General features: G+C 42.8%; 9 protein-coding genes and 1 pseudogene. 9 read left to right on the top strand and 1 reads right to left on the bottom strand.

Annotated features, from left to right (window positions below):
• The first annotated feature begins 7 nt into the window (after positions 1–7).
• The 3 genes from QNM16_RS14345 to QNM16_RS14335 all read left to right on the top strand — a co-directional run bounded on the left by QNM16_RS14345 (position 8) and on the right by QNM16_RS14335 (position 5,072).
• On the top strand, positions 8–1,120 hold the full coding sequence (locus QNM16_RS14345; RefSeq protein ID WP_284021121.1) for an efflux RND transporter periplasmic adaptor subunit: 1,113 nt from the start codon (positions 8–10) through the stop codon (positions 1,118–1,120).
• Positions 1,120–4,218, top strand: a complete 3,099-nt coding sequence (locus tag QNM16_RS14340; RefSeq protein ID WP_284021120.1) for an efflux RND transporter permease subunit — start codon at positions 1,120–1,122, stop codon at positions 4,216–4,218. Before QNM16_RS14345 ends, QNM16_RS14340 begins: the two co-directional genes overlap by 1 nt.
• Before the next feature lie 152 nt (positions 4,219–4,370).
• Positions 4,371–5,072, top strand: coding sequence for a hypothetical protein (locus QNM16_RS14335; RefSeq protein ID WP_284021119.1), 702 nt, complete (start codon positions 4,371–4,373; stop codon positions 5,070–5,072).
• Between the two features lie 137 nt (positions 5,073–5,209).
• Here QNM16_RS14335 and QNM16_RS14330 read toward each other — a convergent pair whose 3' ends face one another.
• Positions 5,210–7,657, bottom strand: a complete 2,448-nt coding sequence (locus tag QNM16_RS14330) for a TonB-dependent receptor (protein WP_284021118.1) — start codon at positions 7,655–7,657, stop codon at positions 5,210–5,212.
• A 391-nt stretch (positions 7,658–8,048) separates the two neighbouring features.
• Between QNM16_RS14330 and QNM16_RS14325 the strand changes: the two genes are divergently transcribed.
• From QNM16_RS14325 to QNM16_RS14300, 6 genes and pseudogenes are all read left to right on the top strand, one after another.
• Positions 8,049–10,199: a M3 family metallopeptidase gene (locus QNM16_RS14325; protein ID WP_284021117.1), complete on the top strand. Its 2,151-nt coding sequence runs from the start codon at positions 8,049–8,051 to the stop codon at positions 10,197–10,199.
• 265 nt (positions 10,200–10,464) lie between these two features.
• On the top strand, positions 10,465–10,713 hold the full coding sequence (locus QNM16_RS14320) for a hypothetical protein (RefSeq protein WP_284021116.1): 249 nt from the start codon (positions 10,465–10,467) through the stop codon (positions 10,711–10,713).
• A gap of 107 nt (positions 10,714–10,820) precedes the next feature.
• Positions 10,821–11,144, top strand: coding sequence for a hypothetical protein (locus QNM16_RS14315; RefSeq protein WP_284021115.1), 324 nt, complete (start codon positions 10,821–10,823; stop codon positions 11,142–11,144).
• Positions 11,145–11,598: 454 nt separating this feature from the next.
• Positions 11,599–12,170 (top strand): annotated as a pseudogene (locus tag QNM16_RS14310) (transposase); the annotation flags it as partial.
• Positions 12,171–12,217: 47 nt separating this feature from the next.
• Entirely contained in the window at positions 12,218–13,210 is a 993-nt protein-coding gene (locus QNM16_RS14305; protein WP_284021114.1) for a transposase, read from the top strand.
• A 345-nt stretch (positions 13,211–13,555) separates the two neighbouring features.
• Positions 13,556–14,077: a glycine-rich domain-containing protein gene (locus QNM16_RS14300; protein ID WP_284021113.1), complete on the top strand. Its 522-nt coding sequence runs from the start codon at positions 13,556–13,558 to the stop codon at positions 14,075–14,077.
• Positions 14,078–14,093: the final 16 nt, after the last annotated feature.

The raw sequence follows: 14,093 nt of genomic DNA, 5'->3' as shown, positions 1-14,093 counted from the left end.
AGTAATTATGAACATTAAACGTTGGCTCACCGCTATTTTTATTGTCCTTGTTGTGATTGCCAGTCTTGGCTTCATTAAATTTAGCCAAATACAAGCGATGATTGCGTTCGGTGAGTCCTTCCCTGAACCGTCGGCCTCTGTGAAAAGCACCTATGCGCAAGCGGTTGAGCATACCACTCATATTAAAGTCGTTGGTCAACTTCAAGCGCGTCAAAACATGACCATCAGCAATGAGTACCCAGGACAGATCACCTTTGTTGGATTTAACCCTGGTGACACTGTTAATGCAGGGGATGTCTTAATCAAACTTGACACCAGCATCGATGAAGCCAATCTAAAAGCGGCAAAAGCACGCGTTAAACTGGCTAAATCAACCTATGCTCGTGTGGTCAAATTACTTGAGCAAAAACGAATTAGCCCTGATGAGGTTGATCAAGCAGAAGCGAATGTCAGCATTGGCGAAGCCGAAGTACAAAACCTAGAAGCTTTAATCGCTAAAAAAACCATCACTGCACCTTTTGCAGGTCACACTGGGTTTGATCAATACCAAGTGGGCCAGTTTCTCGACGTAAATAGTCAAATTACCACTATGGTAGGTAAAGATGACGCTATTTGGGTCGATTTCCATGTGCCACAAACCTTGTCTCAGCCAAGCATTGGCAGTGAAGTCAGCATCTCATTTTCAAATAACAACCAAAATGTTCAAAGCGACTATCAAGCACAGATCATCGCAAAGAAACCAAGTATCGATTTAAACTCACGTCAGCAAAGCTATCGTGCTTTACTCTCCAATGCAGACAAGTTGTTTAATCACAATCAAATGGCCATGGTGAAAATCCCCTCAACAACCGTGAACGCGGTGATGGTCCCCACCAATGCTATTACACGTAGCCACTTTGGTGAATTTGTATATAAGTTAGAAAAAGACGATGAGCAAAACTGGCGTGCAACCCCCATTAAAGTAACGTTAGGTGACAAAGTTCAAGACAATCAAATTGTATTGTCAGGGCTCACTGGCGGTGAATTTATTGCCAGTGAAGGGGCATTTAAACTCAGAGAAAACTTGTTGGTTTTTACTGAGCAAACGGCGTCAACGCAAAGTGAAAACGGAGTGCAGTAATGAGCTCATTACACGAAAACAAACCGTCAATAATGGATATTTTTGTCAACCGTCCGGTGTTGGCAATTGTATTGTCCTTATTGATTATTTTAGCGGGCGTTAATGCCGCGCGGCAGATCTCCGTTCAGCAATATCCAAAAATTGAAAGTGCCTCGCTCGTCATCAATACCGTTTACACAGGTGCAGCAGCAGATGTTGTTAAAGGCTATGTCACCGAGCCCATAGAGCGTGTGGCTTCGACTGTGCCCGGCGTAGACTACGTTGACTCTGTCACCACATCAGGGCTCAGCAAAGTAACTGCTTGGCTTGATTTGAATCACAGCACAACCGATGCCCTTGCAGAGCTAACAACACGCCTTAACCAAATTAAGTTTGAGCTACCAACTGGCGCGGAAGACCCAGCCATTCAAATTGTGCGAGCGGATAGCCCCTACGCGGTATTTTATTTAGATGTAGAATCGCAAGGCTTGCCGAGAAATGAAGTCAGTGATTACCTGGTCAGAAATGTCGTGCCGTCTATGTCTGATATTCCAGGGGTACAAAAAGTCACCCTCGAGGGCGGTAGAAACCCAGCGATGCGCGTTTGGTTAGACACAGATAAACTGGCCATTTATAACCTCAGCGCCAGTGATGTATTTGCAGCACTGCAAGCCAACAATACCATTGCGACTATTGGTTACACCGAAAACAACCGTCAACGCATCGACTTAATGGCCAACACAAGTTTAAAAAACGTTGCTGATTTTGAGCAGCTGGTTGTAAAAGAAACAGACACTGCACAGTTAAAACTGGGCGATATTGCCGATATAGAAATTGGCGAAGCCCCCGGTATGGTGACGGCACGTTTAGATTATCACGATACGGTATTCTTAGCGGTTTGGGCGCTACCTGGTGCCAATGAGATAAATATCGGTGATGCGCTCTATGCAAAGCTGGCCGAAATAAACCAGATTTTACCTGATGGCATGAAAATCTCGATTGGCTACGACGGCACACTCTACATGCGTGATTCAATCAAGGAGATCTTTACCACCCTTGCTGAGACTGTACTTCTGGTCGGTATCGTTGTCGTTGCCATGATGGGCTCATTCAGAACCGCCATGGTGCCGCTTATCACCATTCCAATCTCTATTTTGGGTGCCATTGCAGTGATCTCAGTCATGGGGTTCTCGTTAAATCTACTCACCATTTTGGCCATCGTGCTATCGGTTGGCTTGGTCGTCGATGACGCCATTGTGGTCGTTGAAAATGTTGCCCGCCATATGCGAGAAGGCAAGCCCAGATTGCAAGCGGCACTGATCAGCTCAAGACAACTACTTGTGCCCGTCATTGCGATGACCTTAACCCTTGCAGCCGTTTATGCGCCGATTGGCTTTTTAACGGGCTTAACGGGCTTCTTGTTCCGCGAATTTGCCTTTACTTTGGCCATTGCAGTCTTAATTTCAGGGTTGGTCGCCGTAACCCTCTCGCCCATCATGAGTGCCTATGTTAGCCCAGAAGGCGGCAAAGAAGGCAAGTTGACTCAAGCAGTGAATGGCTACTTTGATAGACTGCAAGCATTCTATTTCAAGAGCTTAGACACCTTGTTCCAGTGGCGTACACAAATATTTTTTGTCGCTATTGTGTTCTCACTCCTGTCAGTGCCGTTTTATTTGTTATCGCAAAAAGAACTGGCGCCAATTGAAGATCAGAGCAGTGTCCAAGTAGTGATAGAAGCGCCACCTGAGTCTTCACAAGTCTACACCGCTGAGAAAATGAATGAGACAGCACGTGTGATGAACGCGACCGAAGGCGGTCAATTTACTTGGCAAATTGTCACAGCAGCTGCGGGTTTTGGTGGCGTAGAACTTGCCCCATATGAAGAGCGCGAAAACTCAGTGCATGACTTATTGTTTGATTTATACGGTCGTCTCGGTAGCGTCACAGGTTTAAGCTTATTCCCTATCCTACCGGCCTCTTTACCAACCGCAGGCCAGTTTGATGTCGAAGTGGTGCTGAGATCCAGTGATGATGCGCAAACAATGAAGCAATACGCAGACCAAATCATTGCTAAGGCCAACGCCAGCGGCCAATTTATGTTTGTGAATACCGACCTTAAAATTGACTTACCACAGGCGGAACTAGAAATAGACCGCTTACTGGTCGCTGATCTGGGTCTGGATCTCGCGGATGTAAATAACCAGCTGAGTGTGTTGATGTCCAACAACTTTGTGAACTACTTCAACAAAGATGGGAAAGCTTACCGCGTGATCCCAATTGTGGGTGATGATGAGCGTTACAATCCTGAAAATATTCTGGATATGCAAGTTAGAAATGATCAAGGCACGCTCATTCCAGTCTCTGCGTTTGCCACATTGCGCACCTTCACCAGTCCTCGTGTTTTGGGTTCATTTAACCAACAAGACTCGTTCAGGATCTTAGCGGGCGTGCTGCCACACATCACCAAAGAGCAGGGCCTAAGCAGTATTGAAGACATTGCCAAAGAAATCTTGCCTGCACATTACTCAATTGATTATGCGGGCGAATCAAGGCAGCTTCGTAAAGAGGGTAATACCATGGTTGGCGTACTCTTGGTCGCTATGATTGTGGTGTATTTCTTATTAGCGATTCAATTTAATAGCTTTAGAGATCCCCTTGTGGTGCTACTTGGGTGCGCACCTTTGGCCTTATCTGGCGCACTGATGTTGCCGTTTTTATCGCTTACCACGGTGAATATTTACAGCCAAATCGGCCTGATTACCTTAATTGGCCTTATCGCTAAAAATGGGATTTTAATTGTGGAATTTGCCAACCATTTACAGCTTGAAGGTAAAAATAAATTTGAGGCTGTCAAAGGCGCTGCGGCAACCCGCCTTCGTCCTATCTTAATGACAACGGGCGCAACCGTACTTGGCCACTTCCCGCTAGTCCTTGTTACAGGTGCTGGTGCAGAAGCAAGAAACAGCATTGGTATTATTCTGGTTGCAGGTATGCTGATCGGGACGTTCTTCACGCTGATTGTATTGCCACTGCTTTATGAAAAGCTGGCTACCGACCACCGAGGAGAAGTTGAGTCTGAAAAAGCGCTAAACGAAACACAGTTTGCCACTGAAATTTAAAGCAAACAGGTGCTCAGTCCATCACTGAGCAGCTAAGCCTATCCACTCTGCTTAGCTGCTCTCCCAAACTTCCTCGGTAACAATAAATAACAACTATCGTTCCTATTTTAGTTCATACTTTATAGCGTAAAATTGATATTAAAGGATTTACTATGCGCTATTTACGCTTAGCCGGATTATTTGTTTTAGTGACAACCTTATTTGGCTGCGGCTCAGACTCAAGTGGGCCGACAATTCCTCAACCACCAAGCGAGTCCCAAACCGAAAAAATCGTTACAGGTGTAGAACTGCATTTATTTAATCGCGAACTAAACTCCACACTTTCACAAGAAGACATTAAACGCGACGAGTCTTATCAAGAAAATACACCGATTCAATACAATCATTTAATTTTTGGATTAGACACAGTCACAGAAATAGTGACTCTCAAGGCATCTTTATTTAATTTAATGCCGCCCTCACTGATCAGTAAGGCCTATGCGCTGTCACCAGTACCTGAGACAACCAAAGAAAACATCCAGTCCATCGTGATCACTTCACCTTATGATTTTAATGAATCCGCCCCTGCTGGCAGCAACTTAAACCAATTCTTTTCCGTATCTTTTGCCAGCTTCCCAAATCAATACTATGTCTATAAAAACGATAAACGCATCTACACAGCATTAAATGAGTACATTGAAACAGCCGATGCCGAGCCTTTAAAATCACTTGGCTTTAGTACAGATTTAATTTTAAACACGGCGCCAGATGCAGACTATCCGATGAGTTTTTACATTGAAATGGCACTCGACGATGGCCGAGTATTTTCGCTTGAAAGTCCTGAGATTCAGTTTTTAAAAAGCGGTGAAGAATAAACCCACTGTCAGCTTTGGGCGCAAGCGCAAGATGCTATAGGTTAATGTCCTCAGTCAGACACACTCATTAAAACGTACTCATTATTTAAACAATGAAAAAAGGGGCCTAAGCCCCTTTGACTACAGTGACAAAAAAATTAGAAATAGCCTCTAAAACCAAAGGCAAAACTTCTGCCTGGCATAGGTGCTTTATCCTTTAAGAAAGAGGTGTGCACGCGTGCTTCTGTATCCGTTAGGTTGTGTCCTTTTAGATACATTACCCAGTCTTGACCTAGTGCAGCAAAATCATAATTAATGCTGGCATCAACTAGGGTATAACCCGGTGTTACCGTTTCATGGGCTGCGATGTGAGACTGCTTCTGATAGCGCACAACATCAAGGTTTACGGTGAATTCATCGAGGTTGTAGGTCAGTTTAGTACCAAAGCGCACAGGTGACACCATTGGCAAATTACCGCCTTGATCTAAGCGTGCTCGGACTAAATCTGCAAATAAAGTTGCGTGCAATGCATCTGTTGCTTGCCATGCAAACTCAGCCTCAAAACCGTGTGTGATCACATCATCTGTTTTGAAGACATAGACAGGTAAACCATGATCTTCATGTTCGCCATGCTCCTCATGTTCACCATGGTCGTGCTCATCACCATGTGCTCCATGATCATGGTGGTGATCATGGCCATCATCGGCCATCAAGCCTGTGTTGACTTGATAATAGTAATTATCGATTTGGTTGTAGAACGCGTTCAGTACAAAACCGAAATCCCCTTCCAGCTTTCGCCAAGTTAAGTCGATATTGTGCGCGCGCTCTAAATCAATATCCTCTGGGTTTAATTCAAATGACAAGCTATCTGCTTTTTGTCTAAACAAAGCACCCACTTCATAAGTACCAGTGCCGATGTGTGGACCAAACGAAAATAACTCTGATGCAGCAGGTGCTCGCTCTGATCGCGATACTGAAATGCCGACGTTATAGCCCGGTTGGTAATCCCACACCGCACCTGCTGATAGGCTCACAGGGGTAAATTCATGATCGACCGCAAAGACACGATCGGCGACTAAATTACCATGGTCATTTTCATGGTCATGGTCATGGTCGTGGTCGTGGTCGTGGTCGTGGTCGTGGTCATGGTCATCATCACCCTGCAAGTCACCGCTTGATAACACAACATTTGGCGCATCAATGGTGACGCGTTCAATACGTGCGCCCAACTGTACTAATACATCAGAAAAATGGCGCTCTTCCATCAAGGCTATGGCAAAGGTTTCACTTACCGACGGCGGTGTAAATGCCTCTGCACCTTGCGCTGAAAAATCACTGCGCTTGTAATGCACACTAACGCCACCGCGCCAACCAGAGATGGGTTGATGCATCACATCTAATCGCGCTTCATGGCTCTCATTAGCAAAAATAGTACCCACTTCTCCGTGCTCTATTTCTGCGTGCTCATAATCTGTGTAAGCTGCTCTAAAGTTTGCTTCGTTTAGCCATGCATGATCAAAGCTATATTTACCGATAAGCTGCCATCTGTCTTGATCTAAATCTGCATAAACTGTTGGCGCTTCATCGCCATGACTGTGCCCCGGAATGCCATATTCACGGGTCATTTTACCGTATGAGACCCCCACATAACCTTGATCAAATAAATAGGAAGTACCTACAGTGCCGCCTGATGACTCCTCAGCACTGTTCTCAACGGTATAATCACCAGATTGATTTTTTTCTGAGCCGACTTCAGCAGGCACTGGGATCTCATAGTCCTCTGAGTCTCTCACATAGCCATCCACATGAAACGCGAACTGCTCAACACCCGTGTTTAAGTTAAAGCTTGCTAGTTTTTGCTCGTCGCCCGTGGCATGCTCAACTAATACTTCACCAAATGTGTCACTGCGTGTGGGTACGCGCTCATCTACCACATTGACCACACCACCAATTGCACCACTGCCATAAAATAGCGTTGCTGGTCCGCGAAGAACTTCGACTTGCTGGGCTGTTGAGGTTTCTGATGCAACAGAGTGATCAGGGCCAACACGCGAGGCATCGCTCACATCGAGGCTGTTTTGCGTGATTAATACACGTGGGCCACTTAAGCCTCGAATAACCGGAGTACTGGCCACCTTGGCATGAAAGCTGGTGTGCACGCCTACTTGCTTTGAAAGCGTGTCACCAAGTGTTGCAGCTTGTTGCTCACGAAGCTTGTCGCCAGACAACACACTCACTGGCATAGAAGACTCCATCATCGACGCATGAAATGGAGACGCTTTGACATCGAGCACTTCAATCGCTGACGCATTTAAAGTCACTAACACATTACTTGTGCCTGTGCTTGATGCCACGACTACTTTATTTTGATGAGCAAAACCTGATGCCGTGATATGTAGTTCAACATCACCACTTGAGTTTGTCTGCAAAACAAACTTACCGTTACTGTCTGACTGGGCTGTTCGCTGTGAACCCATGACGGATACGGTCGCATTGGCAACTGCATTACCGTCTTGGTCTTGAACCTGACCTTGGATGTTTTGCGCATAAGCGTGGACTGATAACGGCGCGATTAAGCCAAGCATCAGTGGTGAAAGTTTAAACATAATCATCTCATCTTAATAATTGTTATAATATAACATCGCACAACTTGGTGATTTGCAAGTTTTTTTATCCTGTTTTTTGTAGACATCATCGAAGATTCATATTCATTTTACCCATAGCAATAACGCGTACTTGCACAGCCATAACCGATATAAATCAATAAAATCATAATCTTAATAATTTGTTGCAATAATTGAGAGAAATATAATTGCATTTATTTTGTTACAATATAACATATCATGCAATTCAATAGTTCAGGTACATTGCGCAAAGAGCGCACATAACATCATGCTTAAAGCGACTCCCAACCAACTTTTTGCATGAATGTTTTTTTAAAAAAAGCCTCAACAATTGCATTAAATATTCAGTACACACTTATCTCGGAAGTACACTATGATAAAGAAAACAATCGCATTGGCCGTCAGCTCAGTGATCTTACTCGGCGCATGCAATAGCCAAAACGCAGCTCAGCCAATGACAAACACACAAGCAACTGCGCAAAAGACAGCACAAAACCCGCTGATGAGCCCAAGCACATTGCAGTATCAAGCACCAGATTTTACGATCATTAAAGATGAGCACATCGCTCCAGCATTTGAGCTTGGCTTTGAACAGCAGCTTCAAGAAGTCGATGAGATCATTGCGCAAAATACAGTGACATTTGAAAATACCATTGTTGCCCTTGAAAAAAGCGGTGCACAGCTAAGTCGTGCAAGTGCGTACTTTTCAAACGTCAGTGGCACTGACTCAAACCCAACCCGCCGTGCATTAGCGCAGCAATTCTCGCCACTCATGGCCCAGCATTTCGATAATATTTACCTAAACGAGAAGCTATTTTCGCGTGTGCAAGAGATCTATGATAAACGCACCACTTTAAACCTAGACGCCGAGTCAGTAAGACTGATTGAGGTGTACTACAAGCGCTTTGTAAGAGCAGGCGCTAAGCTAAACGAGTCACAAAAAACGCAGATCAGAGCACTAAACAAAGAGCACTCACAACTGACGACGCAATTTAGCCAAAACCTACTGCAAGAAACACAAAATATTGCTGTTGTTGTAGAAGACAAAACGCAGCTTAAAGGCTTAACAGATGCGCAAATTGACGTCATGGCAACCGCTGCTGAAAAAGCGGGCCACAAGGGTAAATACCTTATTAGCATTACCAATACCACGCGCCAGCCAATCCTTGCACAGCTAGCAAACCGCGATTTAAGAGAGCGCGTATGGCTTGCTTCTGCCAACCGTGCACAAACGGGCAAAACCAATAACACTGAGATAGTCAGCCGCCTTGCACAAATTCGTGCAACACGGGCTCAAATCCTCGGCTTTGATAGCTGGGCCGATTATGGTTTGTCCGATCAAATGGCGCAGAATCCACAAACTGTATTTGACATGTTCTCTGGCATGACTGAGCAGTTAATGAAAAACGCGGCACAAGAGACTCAAGCAATTCAAGACAAAATAGCGCAAAACGGTGAAAGCTTTAAAGTGCAACCTTGGGATTGGGCATTTTATGCTGAGCAAGTACGCCAAGATAAGTTTGCGCTGAATGAAAGCAGTGTTAGACCTTATTTTGAGTTTAACCGTGTGCTGGAAGACGGTGTATTCTTCACCATGAAAGAGCTATACGGCATCGAGTTTAAACTGCGCCCAGATTTACCTGTCTATCACCCAGAGGTTAAAGCGTATGAAGTCTTTGACCACGATGGCAAGAGCCTAGCAATTTTCTATGCAGACTACTTCGCCCGTCAGGGTAAAAGTGGCGGTGCTTGGATGAATTCATTTGTTGATCAGTCGCACTTACTTGAGCAAAAACCTGTGGTCGTAAATGTGATGAATATCGCCAAAGCACCTGAAGGACAGCCTACCTTGCTAAGCTATGGCGAAGTCACGACCATCTTCCATGAACTTGGGCATGGCATTCACGGTATGCTGTCGGATGTGAACTATCCTTCTTTGTCAGGCACGTCGGTTTCAAGAGACTTTGTTGAATTCCCATCTACCTTTGAAGAAGACTGGGCCATTCACCCAAAAGTCATTGCTAATTACGCCAAGCACTACAAAACCAATGAAGCAATTCCACCAGCACTGCTTGATAAGTTAGTGCGCTCACGTAGCTTTAACCAAGGCTTTGATACCCTAGAATACGTTGCTGCTGCGCTAGTGGACATGGAATGGCATTCAATCAAACCAGAAGAAAAAGTAACCGACTTAGAAGCGTTTGAGCAAAATGTATTGAAAAAGCACGGCTTATACGTACCGCATATTCAACCACGCTATAAATCTGCCTATTTCTCCCACTCAATGGGCGGCGGTTACTCAGCGGGTTACTACGCCTATATGTGGAGTGAAATCCTAGCGGCAGATGCATTCGCTTACGTGCAATCACAAGGTGGCTTAAACAGAAAAATCGGCGACCACTACCGCAAAAATATTCTAGAAGTGGGTAACTCACGCCCATTAATGGAGTCTTACAAAGCATTTAGAGGTCAAGCACCGACGACCAATGCACTATTAAAGCGTCGCGGTTTAGGTAGCAATTAAGCTCATTGCACGCTCAACATATCAGTATACAAGTGGCCTCGTATGAGGCCATTTTTTTTGTAGCTGGTTTGTGTTTCTTCTATAGTCAAGCAAACGACTCATTCGGTTGTTTTTGTCCTTTCCATAATTTCTACAACGCTTAAATGTATATCTTTAGCAACAAGTTAGTTCTTGTGATAGAACTGGTATAATGATAACAATGATCCGAGGCTCGGTAGAAAACGGCTTGTTGGGTCGATATTAAATTGTTAGGTGTTTTTCGAGTATGGGTGGTGCATTAGTCTTAATTTTAGTAGTTCAATTCTTGCTTTTAGCTTATTCAATGTTTATCGCAGGCGGTAAAGGATTGTTCTATAAAGCTCAATCAGGTTTTATTTTAACTGTATCTTTAATTTTAACTATTTCAATTATTATTACATACCCTAACTTCTATGTTTTCTATTTAATTCAATTAGTTGCCTTTACAATCACAGCATTAATTCTTTATAAATACTATGATGTAAAAACCACCTAACAAGCGCATTATTAGCGGAACCAAAAAGCTTGGCTTGGTTCTTTCCAAGCCAATTATAGCCAAGCATTTTGTTCCACATATGCGGGCGTTAGCAGCCGTGAGGGATTATGCGTAAAATTTTTATACTGGCATTATTTTTTAGTTCTTCTTGTTTTGCTAATGATATAACTAAAACTTGGATGAAACTTGAAGGTGATTATGTAATTGCTATTCAGCAGCAAGATTATAAGAAAGCATTAAGATATGCTCTAGAGTTAAGCAAAATCGACCCTAAAGATACACAGGTTCTGTTGTATATAGTTTTTGCCTCAGTTAAATCTCAAACTGAATTACCAAATTGGGTAATGGAAAAACCGTGGAGTTCCGCTTCAACGCAAGATATTTTTAATAAAGAGTTAGCAATTCAGCTGTTAAACGGGAGAACCAAATAGGGAACCAAATAGGACAGACACAAACTTTCTCACTAAGGCTGTCATGCCAATTGCTGCGCTAGTCGCCCGCCAGCTATTGGCTTAATTATTAGCAGGGCGTTTGCAATGCAAGGGAAGTATGGCTTTTAATTGTCCACACTGTAATCATAAAAGCGTAAGTCATTTTTCAAAATTTCTATCTTTTGAAGGTAGCCCTGCGACATGCTCAAACTGCGGCAAACACTCTATTGATGCTAAAGGCGTTAATGACTCTTATCGGCAAATAGTTTCTCTTGCCTTAATTGTTTTTGGTGCGTTATCGCTATTTACTCAGACTATTTTATATTTGGTTATTTGGTTTGCTTTCACCACAATATTTCCAATTCAAACCAAATGGGACAGGCACAAATTCTTTGCATAAATTGCGTTACTTGACTACTGTCTAAATATCCAGCCTTATTTGAATTTAATAGATATGACAAGAGCAAGGAAAGCACTGATAGATCTGTCGTCGACGTCTTATTATCACTTGATAGCACGGTGTGTACGCCGTGCCTTTTTGTGTGGAGAAGATGAATACACAGGTAAAAACTTTGATCATCGACGGACATGGTTAACAGAGAGAGTAAAACTGCTAAGCAGTGTGTTTGCGATTGAAATAGCGGCTTATGCCATTATGAGTAATCACTATCATTTGGTTGTTAAAGTGAATAGACAGCAAGCACTTAGTTGGTCAGATAACGAAGTAATATCTAGATGGTATAAGTTGTACAAGGGGAGCCCTATCGTAGATAAGCAGCGAAACGCTGATACTCTTAGTGAGGCTAAGCAACTGCTTGTATCTGAGTTAGTTGGTTAGTTGAAAAGTGGCGAGCCAGACTGTTTGACATTAGTTGGTTCATGAAAAACCTTAATGAGTACATTGCAAAAGAAGCAAACAAGGCAGATAACTGCACGGGTAAATACTGGGAAGGGCGATATAAGTCTCAAGCCTTACTCGACGATAAGCAAATGGGACAGGCACAAATTCTTTGCATAAATTACGTTGCTTGACTACTGTTTAAATATCCAGTTTTAATTTGAGTTGAATAGGAATGACAAGAGCACGGAAAGCACTGATAGATTTGTCGTCGACGTCTTATTATCACTTGATTGCACGGTGTGTACGCCGTGCTTTTTTGTGCGGGGAAGATAAATACACAGGTAAAAACTTTGACCATAGACGAACATGGTTAGTCGAAAGAGTAAAACTGCTAAGTCGTGTATTTGCCATTGATATAGCAGCATATGCCATCATGAGTAATCACTATCATTTGGTAGTCAAAGTGAATAGACAGCAAGCACTTAGTTGGTCAGATAACGAGGTAATATCTAGATGGTATAAGTTGTACAAGGGGAGCCCTATCATAGATAAGCAGCGAAGCGGTGATGCTCTTAGTGAGGCAGACCAACTTCTTGTATCTGAGTTAGTTGAAAAGTGGCGATCTAGGCTGTTTGACATTAGTTGGTTTATGAAAAACCTTAATGAGTACATTGCAAAAGAAGCAAACAAGGAAGATAACTGCACGGGTAAATACTGGGAAGGGCGATATAAGTCTCAAGCCTTACTCGACGAAACAGCACTGCTCAGTTGTATGGCCTATGTAGACTTAAATCCAATTAGAGCCAACACGGCAAATAATCTAGAGGATAGTGATTTCACATCGATTCAAGAGCGTATAAGGCACTTTAAAAACTCCAAAGAAAATGCAAAGAAATCAAATTTAAATGAAGCAAAGAGCCAAGCTAAACAACCTAAATTACTAAAACCGTTTGGTGCGAGGGAGCATGTAAACACAATACCTTTCTCATTAATTGACTACCTTGAACTAGTTGACTGGACGGGCCGGTATATTCACCCCAAAAAAAGGGGGTACATACCAAAAAGCATGCCCAATATTCTAGTTTCACTAAAAATTGAAGAGGCGACTTGGCTAGATAGAATACAGAGCTTTAGAAGTCATTACGGTAACTTTGCAGGTTCGCAAACTGCATTAAGAGCACATGCCGCTAAAAATGATGTGAATTGGTATAAGGGAGTTGGTTAGTAAAAAGTAGTTTTAGCCTTGCTTATCAATCTAGACTCTTCTTATTTAATAAAATGAATATATTCCTAAGTTATATTTATTTCTACCATAAGGCGGATTTTAATAACGCTACTATAAGAAATACCTTAGGCTTGGAAACACACTTCTACAATTCAATTCTAACTTTAAAAAAAGAAAGAAAAGTGCCTGTCCTATAACTTAACTCTATAACTTAACTCCTATCCGTCTAACTTATAACTTAACTCCTTTAGTATTTCCTCATAACTGTTATTTATGCCAGTTGAGGCTGCGCCTCTCGGTTGATTAAATAAACCTACCAGACAAAGGGCTACACAGCAGAGCAACATGGATAATCTACATAACTTCTCTCATTCGATCGAGAGACAACAACGATACTCAAACGTGATGACATATCAAAATGACAATGTTATTGACAAATTTACTGAATCGTTCGATGTGTCCAGAGATGAGTCCGCTGCCATTTTCGAAGAGATGAAAAAGTTACTGTGGTTAATGCACCAAGCTTCAAATGAGTCAGGCCCAGAAATCTATGTGCATAAGGAAATTTTAATCATCGATGAAATGTGGCACACCTTTATTCTGTTTACTCGAGATTATGAGGCTTTTTGTCTTCAATTTTTTGGTGAGTTTTTACATCATAGCCCGACAACATTACGCGAAAAAGAGCAAATGAAAAGTGACTATGATAACGCCCAAAGTGTATTTATAAGCGAGCGTAAGGCCGAGTTAGAGGCTCAATACTCGTACGTATATGATGCTTTGGGCGAAAACACTTTGCTCAAGTGGTATCAGGAATATCCAGAGATCTACTCTGAGCAAAACATTAAAAACCTTAGAAAATACTAATCAACCATTTTTTGGA

Source organism: Pseudoalteromonas umbrosa, assembly GCF_030125375.1.
Taxonomy (GTDB): Bacteria; Pseudomonadota; Gammaproteobacteria; order Enterobacterales; family Alteromonadaceae; genus Pseudoalteromonas; species Pseudoalteromonas umbrosa.
The sequence above is the reverse complement of the archived record's forward strand: the minus strand, read 5'-3'. Positions and strand labels throughout refer to the sequence as shown.

Excerpts from the sequence above, each read along its gene's own strand:
- QNM16_RS14345 (WP_284021121.1), top strand. The coding sequence starts at position 8 with ATGAACATTAAACGTTGGCTCACCGCTATTTTTATTGTCCTTGTTGTG.
- QNM16_RS14340 (WP_284021120.1), top strand. The coding sequence starts at position 1,120 with ATGAGCTCATTACACGAAAACAAACCGTCAATAATGGATATTTTTGTC.
- QNM16_RS14335 (WP_284021119.1), top strand. The coding sequence starts at position 4,371 with ATGCGCTATTTACGCTTAGCCGGATTATTTGTTTTAGTGACAACCTTA.
- QNM16_RS14330 (WP_284021118.1), bottom strand. The coding sequence starts at position 7,657 with ATGTTTAAACTTTCACCACTGATGCTTGGCTTAATCGCGCCGTTATCA.
- QNM16_RS14325 (WP_284021117.1), top strand. The coding sequence starts at position 8,049 with ATGATAAAGAAAACAATCGCATTGGCCGTCAGCTCAGTGATCTTACTC.
- QNM16_RS14320 (WP_284021116.1), top strand. The coding sequence starts at position 10,465 with ATGGGTGGTGCATTAGTCTTAATTTTAGTAGTTCAATTCTTGCTTTTA.
- QNM16_RS14315 (WP_284021115.1), top strand. The coding sequence starts at position 10,821 with ATGCGTAAAATTTTTATACTGGCATTATTTTTTAGTTCTTCTTGTTTT.
- QNM16_RS14305 (WP_284021114.1), top strand. The coding sequence starts at position 12,218 with ATGACAAGAGCACGGAAAGCACTGATAGATTTGTCGTCGACGTCTTAT.
- QNM16_RS14300 (WP_284021113.1), top strand. The coding sequence starts at position 13,556 with ATGGATAATCTACATAACTTCTCTCATTCGATCGAGAGACAACAACGA.